This is a genomic window from Kingella potus, from assembly GCF_900451175.1.
Classification (GTDB): Bacteria; Pseudomonadota; Gammaproteobacteria; order Burkholderiales; family Neisseriaceae; genus Neisseria; species Neisseria potus.
On sequence record NZ_UGJJ01000002.1, the window covers coordinates 599,316 to 617,965 of the forward strand.

Here is an 18,650-nt window from a genome sequence, read left to right on the forward strand (position 1 = left end):
GTGTGCATCGTAAACGACACGCCCTGCACGGCGGCACAAACAACAGGCCGTCTGAAAACCGCATTTTCAGACGGCCTTTCGTTTTCCGCCCACAGCAAATCCAAAGTAGCGTATGCCGCCCAAAGGCGGCGCACGCGTTCCTTGTGTTGTCAGGAAACGCCGCAAGGAAACCGCGTATTTCAGCAAGACCGCATCCGCCGCGCCGTATACGGCACCCTGCACGGCGGCACAAACAGCAGGCCGTCTGAAAACGCGGTTTTCAGACGGCCTGCTATAATCCGCACTTTCGTTTTTTTGCCGGATTCCGCCATGACCGACCCCGCCTACATCCCCCTGCGCCTGCACACCGAATTTTCGATTACCGACGGCATGGTGCGCATCAAAGAAGTGGTGAAAAAAGCGCAGGAATACGGCCTGCCCGCGCTGGGCATCAGCGATTTGATGAACGAGTTTGGTTTGGTGAAATTCTACAAAGCCTGCCGCAGCGCGGGCATCAAACCCATCGGTGCGGCGGACGTGCGCATCGGCAATCCCGAGTCGCCCGACAAGCCTTTCCGCGCGATGCTGGTTATCCGCAACGAGGCGGGCTATCTGCGTTTGAGCGAGCTTTTGACCGCCGCTTATGTCGGCCGCGACCGCAACACGCACATTGCCGAACTCAAGCCCGAATGGCTGGCAGACGGCGACAACAGCGGCCTGATCTGCCTTTCGGGTGCGCATTTGGGCGAGGTGGGCGCGAATCTGGCAAACGGCCGCGAAGACACGGCGCGCGCGGCGGCTTTGAAATATGCGGCTTGGTTTCCGAATGCGTTTTATCTGGAACTGCAACGCCTGCCCGAGCGGCCGGAATGGGAAACATCGGTATCGGGCAGCGTAAAGCTGGCGGAAGAATTGGGGTTGCCGGTGGTGGCGACGCATCCGGCGCAGTTTATGAGCGAGGGCGATTTCAATGCGCACGAGGCACGCGTATGCATCGCCGGCGGCTGGGTACTCACCGACAAAAAACGTCCGCGCGAATTTACAGGCGGCCAGTTTTTCATCCCGCCCGAAACCATGCTCGAACGTTTCGCCGACTTGCCCGAAGCCTTGGAAAACTCGGTGGAAATCGCCAAACGCTGCAATCTGCACATCACTTTGGGCAAAAACTTCCTGCCGCTGTTTCCCACGCCCGACGGCCTGTCGCTCGACGATTATCTGGTCAAACTCTCCAACGAAGGCCTGCGGGAGCGCATGGCGCAGCTTTATCCCGACGAAGCCGAACGCGCGGCGAAAATGCCCGAATATCAGGCGCGGCTGGATTTTGAGTTGAACATCATCATTCAGATGAAGTTTCCGGGCTATTTCCTTATCGTACAAGACTTTATCAACTGGGCGAAAACACACGGCTGCCCCGTCGGCCCCGGACGCGGCTCGGGCGCAGGCTCGCTGGTGGCCTATTCCCTAAAAATTACCGATCTCGATCCTTTGAAATACGCGCTGCTGTTTGAACGTTTTTTAAATCCGGAGCGCGTGTCCATGCCCGACTTCGACGTGGATTTCTGCCAGTCCAACCGCGGCCGCGTGATTGAATATGTACGCGACAAATACGGCGCGGAAGCGGTAAGCCAGATTGTTACCTTCGGCACGATGTCGTCCAAGGCCGTCATCCGCGACGTGGGGCGCGTATTGGAACTGCCGTTCAATTTGTGCGACAAACTCTCCAAGCTGATTCCGCTGGAAGCCAACAAGCCTTTAAGCCTCGACAAAGCGATGGAAGCCGAGCCGCAGATTCAGGAATTAATCGAAGCCGAAGAAGCCGGCGAACTCATCACGCTGGCGAAAAAACTCGAAGACCTCACGCGCGGCTTGGGTATGCACGCGGGCGGCGTACTCATCGCGCCGGGAAAAATCTCCGATTACAGCCCCGTTTACCAGGCTGACGAGTCCGCCTCGCCCGTATCGATGTACGACAAAGGCGACGTGGAAGACGTGGGTTTGGTGAAATTCGACTTTTTGGGCCTGCGCAACCTCACCATCATCGAAATGGCGCAGGACAACATCAAAAACACCACCGGCGACATCGTTGACGTGGGCAAAATCCCGCTCGACGACCAGGCCGCCTACCAGATTTTCCGCGACGCCAACACCACCGCCGTATTCCAGTTTGAATCCACCGGCATGAAAAAAATGCTGAAAACGGCGCACACCACCAAATTTGAAGAGCTGATCGCCTTCGTATCGCTCTACCGCCCCGGCCCGATGGACAACATTCCCGACTTCGTCGCCCGCATGAAAGGCGAAAAATTCGCATACATCCACCCGCTGCTCGAATCGGTTCTGGAGCCGACCTACGGCATCATGGTGTATCAGGAACAAGTCATGCAGGCAGCGCAGATTATCGGCGGCTACTCGCTCGGCGGCGCGGATCTGCTGCGCCGCGCCATGGGCAAGAAAAAGCCCGAAGAAATGGTGAAACACCGCGAAATCTTCGCCGAAGGTGCGGCCAAACAAGGCATCCCGCGCGAAAAATCCGACGAAATCTTCAACTACATGGAAAAATTCGCCGGCTACGGTTTCAACAAATCCCACGCCGCCGCCTACGCGCTGATTTCCTATCAGACGGCCTGGCTCAAAGCCCATTATCCGGCCGAGTTTATGGCCGCCACCATGTCGTCCGAACTCGACAACACCGACCAGCTCAAACTTTTTTACGACGACTGCCGCGCCAACGGCATCGGGTTTCTGCCGCCCGACATCAACGAATCGTCCTACCGCTTCGTCCCCTGCGGCGGCAAACAAATCCGCTACGCCCTCGGCGCAATCAAAGGCACGGGCGAAGCCGCCGTAGAATCCATCATCGCCGCCCGCAAATCTGGCGGGAAATTCACGGGGCTGCTCGATTTTTGCGAACGCGTCGGCAAAGAACACATAAACCGCCGCACCCTCGAAGCCCTGATACGCGGCGGCGCGTTCGACAGCATCGAACCCAACCGCGCCAAACTCATCGCCAACATCGACCTGGCAATGGACAACGCCGAACAAAAAGCCGCCAACGCCAACCAGGGCGGCCTGTTCGACATGATGGAAGACGCCATCGAGCCGGTAAAACTTGCCGACACAGCCCCATGGAGCGAATCGGAAAAGCTGGCCGAAGAAAAAACCGTCATCGGCTTTTACCTGTCCGGCCACCCGTTTGCCCCCTACGAACAGGAAATCCGCCGCTTCGCCCCCGTGTCCTTAGGCCGTCTGAAACCGCAAGAGAGCGTGCGCGTGGCCGGTTTCGTTACCGGCGTGCGCACCATGATGGGGAAAAACGGCAAATTCGCCATCGTCCTGCTCGAAGACCGCAGCGGCGCGGCCGAAGTCAGCGTTTCCGGCGAACTGCTGGAAGAAGTGCGCGACCGGCTCAAAACCGACCAAATCCTTATCGCCGAATGCCGCATCAGCCGCAACGACTACAACGGCGGCGAACTGCGCATCCGAGCCAACAGCATCATGACCCTGCCGCAGGCGCGTGAAAAATTCGCCCGCAGCCTCGCCCTGACCGTCGGCCCCGGCAGCGACATCCCCGCCCTTGCCGCCCTGCTCGAATCCGCCCGCACCCGCAGCGGCGGCATCCCCCTGCACATCCGCTACCGCAACGGCGGCGCGTCCGGCGAACTCGACCTGCACGGCCAATGGCAGATTACCGCCCGCGCCGAACTCTTTGAAAGCCTGCACACCCTGCTCGGCGACTACGGCGTAAGCGTCGGCTGGTAAAGAAAAGGCCGTCTGAAAACAGACAATCCTTTTTTCAGACGGCCTCAAAGTACGCAGAGGCCGTCTGAAACATTGCAAACGATCCACAGGGACACACCCATGACCGCCACTCCAGACACCATCGCCGCCGCCGCCACCGCCCCCGGACGCGGCGGCGTGGGCGTAATCCGCATTTCCGGCCGCCGCCTGCTGCCTTTGGCGCAACAAATCAGCGGCGGCAAAACCCCGCAGCCGCGCCTTGCCCTTTACACCGATTTTCTCGATGCCCACGGCCGCACCATCGACAGCGGCCTGCTGCTCTATTTTGCCGCACCCGCCAGCTTCACCGGCGAAGACGTGATCGAATTGCAGGGACACGGCGGCCCCGTCGTCATGCAGATGCTGCTCTCACGCTGTTTGGAACTCGGTGCGCGGCCGGCCGAACCGGGCGAGTTTACCAAACGCGCCTTTCTCAACAACAAACTCGATTTGGCGCAGGCCGAAAGCGTGGCCGATCTCATCGACGCATCCAGCCAAGCGGCCGCCCGCATGGCCGTACGCTCGCTTAAAGGCGCGTTTTCGCAACACATCCATGCGCTGGTAGACGAACTCATCACGCTGCGGATGCTGGTGGAAGCCACGCTCGACTTTCCCGAAGAAGACATCGACTTTCTCGAAGCCGCCGACGCACGCGGCAAACTGGCCGGTTTGCAAGGCCGTCTGAAAACCGTATTGGCACAGGCACAGCAGGGCGCGGTGTTGCGCGAGGGCATGAACGTCGTGCTGGTCGGCGCACCCAACGTAGGCAAATCCAGCCTGCTCAACGCGCTGGCGGGCGACGACATCGCCATCGTTACCGACATCGCCGGCACCACGCGCGACACCGTGCGCGAACAAATCACCATCGACGGCATCCCCGTACACATCACCGACACCGCCGGCCTGCGCGACACCGACGACACAGTGGAAAAAATCGGCATCGAACGCAGCGGCAAAGCACTCGCCGAAGCCGATCTTGCCCTGATTCTTACCGACCCCGCCGAAGGCCTGAACCAAAAAACGCGCGACATTCTCGCCGCGCTGCCGCCCCATCTGAAAAAAATCGAAATCCGCAACAAAATCGATCTGACCGGCACCGCGCCCGCCCTTTCAGACGGCCTCACACTCGAAAGCGGCGCGGACACGCTGATTGCCCTCTCGGCCAAAACCGGCGCGGGTCTGGATTTGCTCAAACAGGCACTGCTGCGGCAAATCGGCTGGCAGGGCGAAAGCGAAGGCCTGTTTCTCGCCCGCCGCCGCCACACCCTCGCCCTCGAAACCGCACAAACCGAATTGGACAACGCCGCCCTGTGCGGCAACAACCAAATCGAGCTGATGGCCGAACATCTGCGGCTGGCGCAGGCCGCGTGCAGCGGAATCACCGGCGAATTTACCGCCGACGATTTGCTCGGCGTGATTTTCTCGCGTTTCTGTATCGGCAAATAAAAGGCCGTCTGAAAACAAAAAGGCCGTCTGAAACCGGATTTAAAGGTTTTCAGACGGCCTGTCGCATGACGGAAACAGCGTGCGCCGCCTCGGGGCGGCACACCCTGCGTATGGTTCGGCATGGGCGGGATTCGGCAGACGGGGCAGAGGGTGTGGCGCGGACACGCACGCGGTCCCGGCTGTTTGCCGCAAAGAGGCCGTCTGAAAAGCGGGTTTCCGTTTTCAGACGGCCTCTGCCGTGCCGGTGTATCTGCGGCTTGGGGATACGGGTTCAGTTCAGCCGCTTCTGCCCCGCCATTTCGCGTTCCCATTCGAGGCGGTAGTCCATCAGCTCGCCGTAGCCGTCGATCAGTTCGGTGCACTGCATTTGTTCCGCCGCGTCGAGGATGTCGGCCAACACTTCCACCGGTTCGATTTCCAGGCCGTAGAGCTCGGGATCGAAGTCTACGCCCAGCAGCACCGCGTCCTGATCCATATTGACCAGCCATTCGTGCAGGAAAAAATCCAGCGGCAGCTCTTCGACTTCGTAGTCGGCCCATTCTTCGGCGGTACAGGCTTCGGCGGCGGCGCGTTCGTGCCAGACGCAGAATACGGGCACGGCTTCGCCGTCGTCCTCTTCGTATTCTGTGGAGGGACATTCGGCCACGTCTTCGCCGGATACGAGGGTGTAGACGGTCTGCGTGCCGAGGACGGCGCGGATGAAGCGGTTGTATTCTTCGTCTTGCGGATGCGGGAACATGGTTTTTCCTTATTCTGACGGGTGTGGCAGGCCGTCTGAAACGGCGTTTTCAGACGGCCTCTGCGCTTCCATTGCGGCTTTGAGTGCCTGATAGAGGATGCGGAAGTGTTTGGGGGGCTTGTTTTGTTCTTTTTCTTTGCGGGCATTGCGGATGAGGGTGCGCAGGGCGGGCAGGTCGGCTGCGGGATGGGCGGCGGCAAATTCCGTGAACGCTTCGTCGCTGCCGAGCAGCTTTTCGCGCATTTGCTCGACGCGCTGCAAAAAGGCGTTGTGCGCACGGTTTTCGCCTTTGAGTTTGGCGAGAAATCCGCGGATGGGGGCGGGGTCGGTGTCGCGCATCAGGCGGCCGATGTATTGGTTTTGCCGTTTCAGCGCGCCGTTGGAAGTGATTTTTTTGTAGTCGCGCACGGCTTGGTACAGTTCTTCGGGCAGGCCGGCTTTTTTCAGCGTTTCGTCCGACAGGCGGGTAAGCTCCATGCCCAAATCCTGCAAATCGTTCATGTGTTTTTTCATTTGGGTTTTGCTGACCCGTTCGGCGTTGTCGGTTGCGCTCATTTTTTGTTTCGGCGGTTGGTTGCGGCAGGGGCGGCATTTTAGCAGCAATATCCGCCGTGCGCGGGTAAAATGCCGCCCGATACGTTTGCCACGGAGAGATTATGTTTACCCATTCGCCGCAGGAATTGTCCGACTTGTGCGCCCTCGCGCTCGATGCCGCCAAACAAAAGGGCGCCACCGCCGCCGAAGCCGATTTGAGCGAATCGGTCGGCCAAAACGTGCAGGTGCGTTTGCAGGAAACCGAACACATCGAACACCAGCAGGACAAATCGCTCGACATCACGGTTTACCTCGGCCAAAGCAAAGGCCGCGCCAGCACAGCCGACTTTTCCCGCCGCGCGGTGGAGGAAACCGTGCAGGCCGCGCTCGACATCGCCCGCCACACCGCGCAGGACGACTGCGCCGGCCTCGCGGATGCGGAACTGATGGCACATACATTCGGCGATTTGGACAAATACCACCAATGGGATTTGTCCGTAGAAGAAGCCGTGGCACTCGCCCGCCGCTGCGAAGCCGCCGCACTCGCCGCCGACCCGCGCGTGAAAAACTCCGAAGGCGCGGACATCCAAACCTCGCACTACCAGTTTGCCTACGGCAACAGCCACGGCTTTCTGCAACACGAACGCGGCACCCGCCACAGCATTTCGTGCAGCGTGGTTGCCGAAGACGGCAGCGGCGCGATGCAGCGCGACTATTGGTACGACCTTGCCCGCGCACCCGAAGAACTCGACAGCATGGAGGCCGTCGGCCGCACCGCCGCCGAGCGCACCGTGCGCCGCCTCAATGCCGCAAGCCTTTCCACCCGAAGCTGCCCCGTCCTCTTCGACACCACCGTGTCCGGCAGCCTGATCGGCCACCTCGTCGGCGCACTTTCCGGCGGCGCACTCTACCGCCAAAGCAGCTTTCTTACCGACAGCCTCGGCAGGCAAATCCTGCCCGCCGGCCTCAGCCTGCGCGAAGAGCCGCACATTCCCCGCGCGTGGGGCAGCACCTGGTTTGACAGCGAAGGCGTGGCCACCCGCCCGCGCTTCGTCATCGAAGACGGCGTAATACAGGGCTACTTCCTGTCCTCATACAGCGCGCGCAAACTCGGCCTGCACACCACGGGCAACGCCGGCGGCGCACACAATCTGATTTTGAGCTCCACCTGCCCGACACAGGCCGATTTGCTGCGCCAAATGGGCAGCGGGCTTTTGGTAACCGAGCTGATGGGGCAGGGCGTGAATATGCTCACCGGCGACTACTCGCGCGGCGCGGCCGGATTTTGGGTGGAAAACGGCGTAATCCAATACCCTGTCGAAGAAATCACCGTGGCCGGCCGCTTGCAGGATATGTTTGCCGACATCGCAGGCGTAGCGGGAGACGCGCTGCGCCGCACCTCGCACAAAGTCGGCTCGATACTGATCGGCAACATGACCGTGGCCGGGCAGTAGTCCCGTACCCGAACCAAACCAGGCCGTCTGAAAAATAAATTTCAGACGGCCTGCCGTTTCATAATACGCCCTTCTGCCGCCGTGTAGGTGTGCCGCCCAAACAGCGCACGCGTTCTTTGCCCCGTTATGCCACGGTTTTCCGAATGACTTGAAAGCATAAAGAGGCCGTCTGAAAACCCGTTTTCAGACGGCCTCGGTACGCCGAACGGGTATAATCCGCCTGTTGCCAACCACGCAGGGAAAACCATGAAATCCTACCGCACCGTCCTGTTTGCCGTTGTTCTGCTGTCTGCCGCCGCCACGGCCGGCTCGTTTTTCGCCCAATACGTCATGGGGCTGAACCCCTGCCCGCTGTGCATCCTGCAACGCGTTGCCGTGATCGCCGTGCTGCTGGTTTCCGCCCTATGCCTGCTGCTTCCCGCCGCCAAGCCCGCCGGCCGCATTGCCGCCGCGCTGCTTGCAAGCCTTCCTGCCGCGTGGGGGCTGTATACCGCCGTTTACCAAATCTGGCTGCAAAGCCTGCCCGCGGACGAACAGCCGGGCTGCGGCGCACCGTGGACTTTCCGCCTGAAAGAATGGCCGCTGTTCGAGCAATGGCGTTTTATCGTCGAAGGCTTCGGCAACTGCGGCACACGCGAATACATACTGGGCGTGCCCCTGCCAGTGTGGAGCGCACTGTTTTTTTCTGCGGTGCTGCTGCTGGTGTGGGGCGGCTTCGTCAAAACGGGGCGCAAGAAGCGTTGAGGCCGTCTGAAAAGCGTGCAGGTAACGGGCAGACAATGCCCCGCGCAGGTGCGCAGGCAAAATAAAACTGCTTTCAGACGGCCTTTCCTTTAAAATAATCCCGCATTTTTATAAGGAAAAGAATTATGGCCAAACTACCTGGCGGATTGGGACGCGGGCTGGATTCCCTGCTGGCCGGCAGCATAGGGGACGGGCAGGGCGACCGTTTGTCCGTTGCCGCCGTCGGCGACATCCTTCCCGGCCGCTACCAGCCGCGCGTGCAAATGGACGACGAAGCCCTGCACGAGTTGGCGGAATCCATCAAGGCGCAGGGAGTCATCCAGCCGGTTATCGTGCGCGAACACGGTTTGTCGCAATACGAGCTGATCGCAGGCGAACGCCGCTGGCGGGCGGCACAACTGGCCGGACTGGCGGAAATCCCCATCGTGGTCAAAAACATCAGCGACGAAACCGCGCTGGCGATGGGTCTGATAGAAAACCTGCAACGGGAAAACCTGAATCCGATTGAGGAAGCACGCGGTTTGAAACGACTGGCCGACGAGTTTTCCTTGACTCACGAAACCATCGCCAAAGCCGTCGGGAAAAGCCGTAGCGCGGTATCCAACAGTATGCGCCTGCTTGCCCTGCCCGAACCGGTGCAGGACATGCTCTACCAGCGGCGTTTGGAAATGGGGCATGCCCGTGCGCTGCTGACCCTGCCGGTGGTCGATCAGCTGGAACTGGCGCAAAAAGCGGTAAAAAACGGCTGGTCGGTGCGGGAGGTGGAAAAACGCAGCCGGATGGCGCAGCAGCCTGCAGCGGAAAAACCGTGCAAAACCGTCCATCCCGACATCCGCCGTCTGAATGAAGCCCTAACCGACGCACTGGGCATGAATGCGGAGGTAAAAAGCAGCAACCGGCGCAGCGGACGGGTTGTGCTGCATTTCGACAGCCCGGAAATGTTGGACGCGCTGTTGGAACGGTTGGGAGTGGATTACGGGCGGTAGGCCGTCTGAAAAGCGGCGGGCAGTAAAGAAAGGCTTGGAATACGGCACTTGGGCTGGTTAAGGACAGACAAGCCGCCGCTTTAATGCAGAGGCGGGCTGCTTGTTTTCAAACGATAAATTTTTAATTTTAAAATAAATATATAAAACAATAGATTAATTAAATAGTCAGGTGATTGGCAATAGGGCGGCATGGGTCGCGGATTTAATCTGCTGTTAAAATATTTCACGAAAATTAACCGAACTGCTTGACGAAAAATAGGGCATTCATTATAGTGCCTGCGATTAGTCTGAATCGTACTTTAATGCGCCAATGGTTAGGATTCTTTATTTGCAGTTTGCTGCCTTGGTTGCTGTAACTCTATTGTGTGGTGCTGCGGCAGGTTCTGCTGCGGCGTGGTCTGCGGTTGCAGGCGGATTAAGTTACTTTATTCCTTCTATTGCTGCGGTGCTGTTCTTAAATATTTTCCGCAATAAGCCGCAATATGCGGGTTATGCCTTTTTAATCGGAGAAGGTTTAAGAATAGTGCTGGCTCTGTTTCTGATGGTTGCAGTGTTTGCACTGTTTCATCGGAGTCTGAAATTTTTGCCGTTTCTTTTCGGTCTTTTGGCAGTCAGTCAAATCATTTTTTTTGTTTTTTGGAAAGCTAAATATTATGGCAAGCGCAAGTGAAACCATGACTGCGGCCGACTATATCAAACACCATTTGCAGAGTTTGACCAGTTTGTCCAATGTGGACAAAGGGCAGGATTTAAAGAATATCGCCGATTTTTCCTATATCAATTTGGATGCGGTGTTTTTTGCTGTTTTGCTTGGTGTTTTGGGTTGCTTCTTGTTGCGTAAGGCCGCCGCCGCCGCTACTTCAGGTGTCCCCGGTCGTTTTCAGGCTGCCGTCGAATTGCTTTATGAGTTTGTAGATGATATGTGCAAGGGCATTATCCATAATGCCGAATCGCGCAAAATGGTTGCTCCGCTTGGTTTGACGCTGTTTGTATGGATTTTTCTGATGAATGCCATGGATTTGCTGCCGGTAGATCTGCTGCCATTAACTTGGCAGGGTATTACAGGTAATCATCACGCGCTTTTACGTGTTGTGCCGACTGCCGATTTGAATACCTCTTTGGCTTTAGCGGTAGGTGTGCTGATTGTGTGTATTTATTACAATATAAAAATCAAAGGCGGCAAGGGTTGGGTGCATGAGCTTTTTACAGCACCATTCGGACCGTTTCTGTTTCCTGCCAATTTCCTGCTGAATATTTTGGAGTTTTTGTCCAAGACTGTATCTCACGGCATGCGGTTGTTTGGTAATATGTATGCGGGAGAGTTGGTGTTTTTGCTGATTGCGTTGCTGGGAGGTGCATGGGCAGCTTCCGGTAGCGTAGGTTTGATGGATCCTATTTTATTCTTATTCCATATTGTTGCAGGTTCTGCGTGGGCGATTTTCCATATCCTGATTATTACCTTGCAGGCATTTATCTTCATGGCCTTGGCTTTTGTTTATATTGGGCAGTCGCATGACTCGCATTGATTGCCGGATGATGTTTTTGACAGTACGGTTTTTTAGTAAGTTGTTTTAATTTTTTAATGTAGTTTAACCTTTTGTTTGATATTGAAGGAGTTCTAAAAATGGGTTTGATTGCTATCGCTTGTGGTTTGATCGTTGCTTTGGGTGCACTGGGCGCATCTATTGGTATTGCAATGGTCGGTTCTAAATATTTGGAATCTTCAGCGCGTCAGCCTGAGTTGATTGGTCCGTTGCAGACCAAGCTGTTCCTGATTGCGGGCTTAATTGATGCTGCATTTTTGATTGGTGTGGCCATTGCTCTGTTGTTTGCCTTTGTTAATCCCTTCCAAGGCTAATCCTAAATACAGACTGTTTTGCGTCAAGCAAAGGATGTTGATTAACCACAAATACGAAGGTTGAGTAAAGTGAATTTAAATGCAACCATATTTGCGCAGATAATTGTTTTTTGTATTTTGGTTTGGTTCACTATGAAATATGTGTGGCCTCCGATTGCAAAAGCACTTGACGAGCGCGCCGATAAAATCGCAGAAGGCTTGGCTGCTGCCGAGCGTGGAAAAAGTGATTTTGAACAGGCGGAAAAAAAAGTTGCAGAACTCTTAGCCGACGGTCGCAGCCAAGTTGCTGAATTGGTGGCAAACGCTGAAAGACGTGCCTCGCAAATTGTGGAGGATGCCAAAAATCATGCGGCCGCCGAAGCTGCACGTATTACAGCACAGGCTAAGGCGGATGTGGAGCAGGAGACTAGTCGTGCGCGAGAAAGTCTGCGCGAGCAAGTTGCCGTTTTGGCTGTAAAAGGAGCAGAAGCAATTTTACGTAGTGAGGTTAATGCTGCAAAGCATGCGGATTTGCTGAGCAACTTGAAACAGGAGCTGTAATCTATGGCTGAATTTGCAACTATTGCCAGGCCTTATGCAAATGCATTGTTTGAGCTGGCTGACGAGAAGCATCAAGCAGAATCTTGGCTGGGGGCGTTGAAGGAATTGGCATGGATTGTACAGCAGCCGTCTATTTCTGCGCTACTTGATAATACGTCTGATACGGTTGAGCATAAAGCGAATTTCTTGCTTAATTTGCTATCTGATAGTCAGGTGGCAAAAAGTGTGGTATTCCGTAATTTTGTCAATGTAGTAGCGGAAGCAAAAAGATTTTTCGCTTTACCTGAAATTTATGCTCAGTTTCAAAATTTATTTTTATCAAATAACCATACCAAACATGCTGTAATATATAGTGCTTTTGAATTTGCCAGTGAAGGACAAAAGGCTAAGCTTTTAGCAGACTTGGAACGTCACTTTAATACGCGTTTGGATGCTACTTTTAAGGTTGCGCCTGAGTTGATTGGGGGTATTAAAGTAGAAGTGGAAGATCAGGTGCTGGATCTTTCTGTGCGGAATAAATTGAATAAATTGTACGCGGCAATGATAAATTAGGAGAATTTTCATGCAGCTTAATCCTGCTGAAATCAGTGATTTACTGAAGGCTAAAATTGAGAATTTAGATACCAAACAAGAACTACGTACGCGAGGTACAGTAATTTCTGTAACGGACGGTATCGTCCGTGTACATGGTTTGTCGGATGTAATGCAAGGAGAGATGCTTGAATTTCCTGGTAATACTTTCGGTTTGGCGATGAATTTGGAGCGTGATTCTGTAGGTGCGGTAGTACTGGGAGAGTACGAACATATCAAAGAAGGCGATGAGGTTAAATGTACTGGTCGCATTTTAGAAGTACCTATTGGTCGCGAGTTAATCGGTCGTGTCGTCAATGCATTAGGTCAGCCCATTGATGGTAAGGGTGCTATTGGTGCGGAGCTTTCTGCTCCAATAGAAAAAATTGCACCAGGTGTGATTGCCCGTCAGTCTGTGGATCAACCGATGCAGACTGGATTAAAGGCTATTGATTCTATGGTGCCGATTGGTCGTGGGCAGCGTGAATTAATTATTGGAGACCGTCAGACCGGTAAAACAGCCGTAGCTTTGGATGCTATTGTCAATCAAAAAGGTACGGGTGTTATTTGTATTTATGTTGCAGTGGGGCAGAAAGCGTCCTCTATTGCAAATGTGGTACGCAAGCTGGAAGAACATGGGGCTATGGAGCATACTATCGTGGTTGCCGCGACAGCTTCGGAGGCTGCTGCTTTACAGTATATTGCTCCTTACGCCGGCTGTACTATGGGTGAATTTTTCCGTGATCGTGGCGAAGATGCACTGATTATATATGATGATTTGTCGAAGCAGGCTGTTGCTTACCGTCAGATTTCTTTGCTGCTGCGCCGACCTCCCGGCCGGGAAGCTTATCCTGGCGATGTTTTTTATTTGCATAGCCGCCTGTTGGAACGTGCGGCACGTATTAATGCCGATGAGGTTGAAAAACTGACTGAGGGTCAGGTAAAAGGAAAAACTGGCTCTTTGACTGCGCTGCCTATTATTGAAACTCAGGCTGGCGATGTATCTGCATTTGTGCCGACTAATGTAATTTCGATTACAGATGGTCAGATTTTCTTGGAAACTGATTTATTTAATTCAGGTATCCGCCCGGCGATTAATGCAGGTATTTCTGTATCGCGAGTTGGTGGGGCGGCGCAGACAAAAGTCATTAAAAAACTGGGTGGAGGTATACGACTTGCATTAGCCCAATATCGTGAGTTGGCTGCGTTTTCTCAATTTGCATCAGATCTGGATGAAGCTACCCGTAAGCAGCTCGAACATGGTGAGGTGGTTACCGAATTGATGAAACAAAAACAGTTCAGTACGCTAAATACTGCCGAGATGGCATTGACTCTGTGGGCAATCAATAACGGGTCGTATGGTGATGTTTCTGTTTCAAAAGCACTGTCATTTGAAGCTGATTTTTTAAACTTTGTCCGCACTCAAAATCCTCAGGTTTTAGAAGATATCAATAACTCTGGAGCAATGTCTGATGAGGCTGAACGGAGTTTGGATGAGGCTATGAAGGCTTTTAAAGCGTCTTACGGTTATGCTGCATAAGGCCGTCTGAAAAGGAGTCTGAAATGGCAGTAGGAAAAGAGATTCTCACCAAAATCCGAAGTGTTCAAAATACTCAAAAGATCACTAAGGCAATGCAGATGGTGTCAACCTCTAAAATGCGGAAGACTCAAGAGCGAATGCGCTTGGCTCGTCCCTATGCAGATAAGGTTCGCTTGGTTATGAGCCACTTGGCGCAGACACAAGAAAATCACGGCATCAAGCTTTTAGACGAGCATAGGGAAATTCGTAGGGCAGGCTTTATCCTGATTACAACCGATAAAGGCCTATGTGGCGGCTTGAATGCTAATGTGTTGAAAAAGTTTTTGGCACAAGTGCAGGAATATCAAAGTCAAGGCATAGCTGTCGATGTGGTGTGTATTGGCAGCAAAGGTTTGGCGGCTTGCCAGCGTATTGGCTTAAATGTGATTGCCAGTGTTGTTAATTTGGGTGATACGCCTCGACTGGAAATTTTGGTAGGAGCGTTAACCGAGTTGTTCCGATGCTATGAAAAAAATGAGATTGATATTATTCATATCATTTATTCCTGCTTTGTAAATACCATGCGACAAGAGCCACGCATGGAAGTATTGCTGCCGATAGGCAGAAATACTCTTGAGGAAGCCAGTAGGGAAGCACAAAGCTATAACTGGGATTACCGTTATGAACCTAGTCCTGTCTTAGTGTTAGAGTATTTGGTTCGCCGTTATTTGGAATCTGTGGTTTATCAGGCATTGAGCGATAATATGGCCTCCGAACAGGCTGCAAGGATGGTGGCAATGAAGGCTGCGACCGACAATGCGGGAAATGCCATCAAAGAGCTGCGCTTGGTGTATAACAAATCACGCCAAGCCGCAATTACCACAGAGTTGTCAGAAATTGTTGCGGGTGCGGCGGCAGTTTGATGCCGTCTGAAAACTCGGAATAGAAAACTTAGGATACGATCATGAGTCAAGGTAAAATCGTACAAATTATTGGTGCGGTGGTAGACGTAGAATTTCCGCGTGATGCGATTCCGCATGTTTACGATGCTTTAAAATTAGTTGAAAACGACCTGACTTTGGAAGTGCAGCAATTGCTGGGCGACGGTGTCGTTCGTACCATTGCAATGGGCAGTTCTGACGGACTGAAACGCGGTATGGCGGTAAATAATACAAATGCTCCGATTACCGTTCCTGTGGGTAAGGAGACGCTTGGCCGTATTATGGATGTATTGGGGAATCCTGTAGATGAAGCAGGTTCTGTTGGTGCAAAGCATACTAGAGCCATTCATCAGGAAGCTCCCAAGTTTGATGAGCTTTCGTCAACTACCGAGCTATTGGAAACAGGTATTAAAGTTATTGATTTGCTTTGTCCGTTTGCAAAAGGCGGCAAAGTAGGTTTGTTCGGTGGTGCCGGTGTGGGCAAAACCGTTAACATGATGGAATTAATCAATAACATTGCAAAAGCACATAGCGGTTTGTCTGTATTTGCCGGAGTGGGTGAGCGTACCCGCGAAGGCAATGACTTCTACCATGAGATGAAAGACTCCAATGTGTTGGACAAGGTAGCGATGGTTTACGGACAAATGAACGAGCCTCCGGGTAACCGTCTACGTGTTGCGTTAACCGGTTTGACAATGGCCGAATATTTCCGTGACGAAAAAGATGAAAACGGAAAAGGCCGTGATGTATTGTTCTTTGTGGACAATATCTACCGCTACACGCTGGCGGGTACCGAAGTATCCGCGTTGTTGGGTCGTATGCCTTCTGCTGTGGGTTATCAGCCGACATTGGCTGAAGAGATGGGTCGTCTGCAAGAGCGTATTACTTCAACGCAAACAGGTTCGATTACGTCCATTCAGGCTGTGTATGTGCCTGCCGATGACTTAACCGATCCGTCTCCGGCAACTACGTTTGCTCACTTGGATGCAACAGTCGTGTTAAGCCGTGATATTGCTTCTTTGGGTATTTATCCTGCTGTTGACCCTTTGGATTCCACTTCCCGCCAACTTGATCCGATGGTATTAGGTCAGGAACATTACGATGTTGCACGCGGTGTTCAGTCTACTTTGCAGAAGTACAAAGAATTGCGCGATATTATTGCTATTCTCGGTATGGATGAGCTTTCTGCTGAAGACAAACTGACTGTAATGCGTGCGAGAAAAATCCAGCGTTTCCTGTCTCAGCCGTTCCATGTGGCTGAGGTATTTACCGGATCGCCCGGTAAATACGTGCCGCTGCGTGATACCATTGCAGGCTTTAAAGCTATCTTGAGTGGAGAATACGACCATCTTCCGGAGCAGGCATTCTATATGGTGGGCGGTATCGAAGAAGCTGCTGAGAAAGCGAAAACGTTAAGCTGATAGGAGGGCGGCATGAGTGTCATGCAAGTTGAAGTGGTAAGCAACGAATATAACATTTATTCGGGCGAAGCCAGCTTTGCAGTAGTTCCCACCGTACAGGGCGAGCTCGGTATTTACCCACGACACGAGCCGATTATGAGTTTGGTGCGTCCTGGTGCGTTACGACTGCAGGTTCCCGGAAGCAGTCAAGAGGTTTTGGTTGCCGTTTCCGGAGGAGTGTTGGAAGTGCAGCCTGATAAGTTGACTGTATTGGCCGACGTTGCCGTACGCAGTAGTGAAATGGATCAGGCGCGTGCGGAGGAAGCCAAAAAAGCCGCAGAAAGTTCGATTGCAAAAGCAACAGACGATGAAGCTTTGGCGAAAGCACATGCGGCTTTGGCGGCCGCAATTGCCGAACTGAAAACACTTGACTATATCCGCTCTCAAAAGCATAAGTGAATTTGCAGTATTGTTAGTATTATTAAAGAAAGCACGGCATGTCCGTGCTTTCTTTAATATCTGTATTAGAAGATTTGTCAAAATCAGGCCTTAGGTAAAACTGCCGAAGCGAAATTTTGCCGGATCCTATGGATTGGGTTTTTAAGCCGGTAGTGTCTGATGTTGCAAACTAGCAGATACCAAGACTTGGAAACGTCGACAGCCATATCTAAAATGACGGTAATGTTTGGCGATCAAATGTGAAAAGTGGGAACCTGTTGGCAACAGACTGCAATAAAATTGTAGGATTTGTACTGAAAGTATTTTTGGATTTTTCGAAACTGCATTGTGAAAGTTCATCCGATACCATATCGGCCGGAATGGGGCAGTTGCCGATAGCTGCCACATTTATTTGTAACCGATCAAACTGATCTTTGCCAAACCTTTCAGAGGGTATTTCGCAGACATGGATTTATCTGAGGACTACGGGCATCAATGATACCGGCTCGTTTCGAAGGAGTGCGAAGCCTCTTCCGATCCTGTTTGACGGAAGCAAAGCATACAGCTAGTTATTCATATTTGAAAGAAATCAAATTCTGTTTCCGTCAAAGCATGATGATTTGTACGAAGCGTAACCGAAGTTAGAATATAAATGCAGGAATGGCGGCGGAGGACATTTGTTTTTTGTCAGGTTAAGGCCGGAGTGGTATACCGCATAATTTTTTAGAAGATCCTCTTGATTTTGTATCTCTGCCACAAAATTACCTGCATAGAATGATGCTAAAAGGAAATAAAATGAACAAAATGGTGTACATATTGGTATGTGTGCTGCTGGCCGGATGCGCCGCTGTGTCCGCCGACAGCGAGGCGTTGGCAGGAAAGTGGAAAGTAAGCAAAATCAGCGGAGAGCCTTTTAAAGGAGTAGCGGAGTTGTCTTTTGAAGTGCAGGAAAAAATGCTTTCCAGCTATGCGGGCTGCAATCGGATGAATACACGGTATTCTTCCGACGGAAAAGGCCGTCTGAATTTCGGATATACCGCTTCTACCCGTATGGCTTGCGCTTCCGATGCTGCCGAAGCGGAACAGCGCATCAGCCACGCATTTACCCAGACCGAGGCCTTCCGTATTGGCGGAGGCCGTCTGCTGCTGGAAGATGGCGAAGGAAATGTGCTGTTGCAGGCAACGAGAATGAGCGGACATGCGGTGGAGAAAGAAGACAGGCCGTCTGAAAATGCGGCGGACAAACCTGAAAAATCCAGGAAAAGTCATTTCGCTCCGCTGCATTAGTCGTCGAAATGCTTTTTGTATCAATAATATAGGGATGTCAAACAGGCCGGCTATGGATAACGACAGGTTTGAAAAGGCTGCCGTTTGCGTTTTGAATCAGGCTAGCGATGTTTTTGCAATAAAAACAGTCATGCATTGCAGGTGTTTTTAAACGTAACCGATTGCAGATCGGTTATTTTTGCAATGGAGGGGTGTAAGCGTTCGTAGTGAAATAAAAAATCTACGGCGTTGTTGCGTCTTGGTTCGGAAAGGAGGATTTTCTAAGGCATTGAAAACAATGCCAAGAAAATCTGTCCCGTATTGTCCGCATTATCTGGGCTTGCTGCCTTACATCTTTTCTATTTTGTTCCATCATATATTTGAAACGGTGGAATATTGCTGTATTGTCGTTTTGTTCGATGTATTTAGCCGGATGGATGAATTTGCATTTCCGTGGTG

At 52.8% G+C, this 18,650-nt stretch carries 17 protein-coding genes; 15 read left to right on the top strand and 2 right to left on the bottom strand.

All coding sequences use genetic code 11. The features are described 5' to 3' along the window. Nucleotides 1-309 precede the first annotated feature (309 nt). Both dnaE and mnmE read left to right on the top strand, forming a co-directional pair. Nucleotides 310-3,738 (top strand): DNA polymerase III subunit alpha, encoded by a 3,429-nt coding sequence (gene dnaE / locus DYE40_RS09385; protein WP_115308974.1) that lies wholly within the window; start codon nucleotides 310-312, stop codon nucleotides 3,736-3,738. A gap of 99 nt (nucleotides 3,739-3,837) precedes the next feature. Next, on the top strand, nucleotides 3,838-5,202 hold the full coding sequence (gene mnmE, locus DYE40_RS09390) for a tRNA uridine-5-carboxymethylaminomethyl(34) synthesis GTPase MnmE (protein WP_115308825.1): 1,365 nt from the start codon (nucleotides 3,838-3,840) through the stop codon (nucleotides 5,200-5,202). A gap of 271 nt (nucleotides 5,203-5,473) precedes the next feature. Here mnmE and DYE40_RS09395 read toward each other — a convergent pair whose 3' ends face one another. Beyond that, a complete protein-coding gene (locus DYE40_RS09395) occupies nucleotides 5,474-5,941 on the bottom strand; it encodes a DUF2750 domain-containing protein (RefSeq protein WP_115308826.1) in 468 nt (155 codons plus the stop codon). Between the two features lie 9 nt (nucleotides 5,942-5,950). Next, the gene (yjgA, locus tag DYE40_RS09400) at nucleotides 5,951-6,496 is read right to left on the bottom strand and encodes a ribosome biogenesis factor YjgA (protein ID WP_115308975.1); all 546 of its coding nucleotides are present in this window, start codon (nucleotides 6,494-6,496) and stop codon (nucleotides 5,951-5,953) included. Nucleotides 6,497-6,597: 101 nt separating this feature from the next. Between yjgA and pmbA the strand changes: the two genes are divergently transcribed. The 13 genes from pmbA (at nucleotide 6,598) to DYE40_RS09465 (ending at nucleotide 18,212) form a co-directional block, all read left to right on the top strand. Beyond that, nucleotides 6,598-7,929 (top strand): metalloprotease PmbA, encoded by a 1,332-nt coding sequence (gene pmbA, locus DYE40_RS09405; RefSeq protein WP_425451194.1) that lies wholly within the window; start codon nucleotides 6,598-6,600, stop codon nucleotides 7,927-7,929. 246 nt (nucleotides 7,930-8,175) lie between these two features. Then, nucleotides 8,176-8,673, top strand: coding sequence for a disulfide bond formation protein B (locus DYE40_RS09410; protein WP_115308828.1), 498 nt, complete (start codon nucleotides 8,176-8,178; stop codon nucleotides 8,671-8,673). Between the two features lie 125 nt (nucleotides 8,674-8,798). Beyond that, nucleotides 8,799-9,659, top strand: coding sequence for a ParB/RepB/Spo0J family partition protein (locus tag DYE40_RS09415; RefSeq protein ID WP_115308829.1), 861 nt, complete (start codon nucleotides 8,799-8,801; stop codon nucleotides 9,657-9,659). 328 nt (nucleotides 9,660-9,987) lie between these two features. After that, nucleotides 9,988-10,329 carry an ATP synthase subunit I gene (locus DYE40_RS09420; protein ID WP_244731618.1) on the top strand — a complete coding sequence of 114 codons (342 nt, stop codon included), beginning with the start codon at nucleotides 9,988-9,990 and terminating at the stop codon, nucleotides 10,327-10,329. After that, on the top strand, nucleotides 10,313-11,185 hold the full coding sequence (gene atpB / locus DYE40_RS09425) for a F0F1 ATP synthase subunit A (protein WP_115308831.1): 873 nt from the start codon (nucleotides 10,313-10,315) through the stop codon (nucleotides 11,183-11,185). Before DYE40_RS09420 ends, atpB begins: the two co-directional genes overlap by 17 nt. A gap of 98 nt (nucleotides 11,186-11,283) precedes the next feature. Continuing rightward, nucleotides 11,284-11,517 (top strand): F0F1 ATP synthase subunit C, encoded by a 234-nt coding sequence (gene atpE, locus DYE40_RS09430; RefSeq protein WP_002642492.1) that lies wholly within the window; start codon nucleotides 11,284-11,286, stop codon nucleotides 11,515-11,517. A gap of 69 nt (nucleotides 11,518-11,586) precedes the next feature. Next, nucleotides 11,587-12,057, top strand: a complete 471-nt coding sequence (locus DYE40_RS09435; RefSeq protein WP_115308832.1) for a F0F1 ATP synthase subunit B — start codon at nucleotides 11,587-11,589, stop codon at nucleotides 12,055-12,057. 3 nt (nucleotides 12,058-12,060) lie between these two features. Beyond that, a complete protein-coding gene (locus DYE40_RS09440; RefSeq protein WP_115308833.1) occupies nucleotides 12,061-12,609 on the top strand; it encodes a F0F1 ATP synthase subunit delta in 549 nt (182 codons plus the stop codon). A gap of 10 nt (nucleotides 12,610-12,619) precedes the next feature. After that, nucleotides 12,620-14,167 carry a F0F1 ATP synthase subunit alpha gene (atpA, locus tag DYE40_RS09445; RefSeq protein WP_115308834.1) on the top strand — a complete coding sequence of 516 codons (1,548 nt, stop codon included), beginning with the start codon at nucleotides 12,620-12,622 and terminating at the stop codon, nucleotides 14,165-14,167. A gap of 23 nt (nucleotides 14,168-14,190) precedes the next feature. Continuing rightward, nucleotides 14,191-15,069, top strand: coding sequence for a F0F1 ATP synthase subunit gamma (atpG, locus tag DYE40_RS09450; RefSeq protein ID WP_115308835.1), 879 nt, complete (start codon nucleotides 14,191-14,193; stop codon nucleotides 15,067-15,069). A 41-nt stretch (nucleotides 15,070-15,110) separates the two neighbouring features. Beyond that, the gene (atpD, locus tag DYE40_RS09455; RefSeq protein ID WP_115308836.1) at nucleotides 15,111-16,508 is read left to right on the top strand and encodes a F0F1 ATP synthase subunit beta; all 1,398 of its coding nucleotides are present in this window, start codon (nucleotides 15,111-15,113) and stop codon (nucleotides 16,506-16,508) included. Nucleotides 16,509-16,520: 12 nt separating this feature from the next. Further along, the gene (locus DYE40_RS09460; RefSeq protein ID WP_115308837.1) at nucleotides 16,521-16,946 is read left to right on the top strand and encodes a F0F1 ATP synthase subunit epsilon; all 426 of its coding nucleotides are present in this window, start codon (nucleotides 16,521-16,523) and stop codon (nucleotides 16,944-16,946) included. A gap of 774 nt (nucleotides 16,947-17,720) precedes the next feature. After that, nucleotides 17,721-18,212 (top strand): META domain-containing protein, encoded by a 492-nt coding sequence (locus DYE40_RS09465; protein ID WP_115308976.1) that lies wholly within the window; start codon nucleotides 17,721-17,723, stop codon nucleotides 18,210-18,212. The last annotated feature ends 438 nt before the right edge of the window (nucleotides 18,213-18,650 follow it).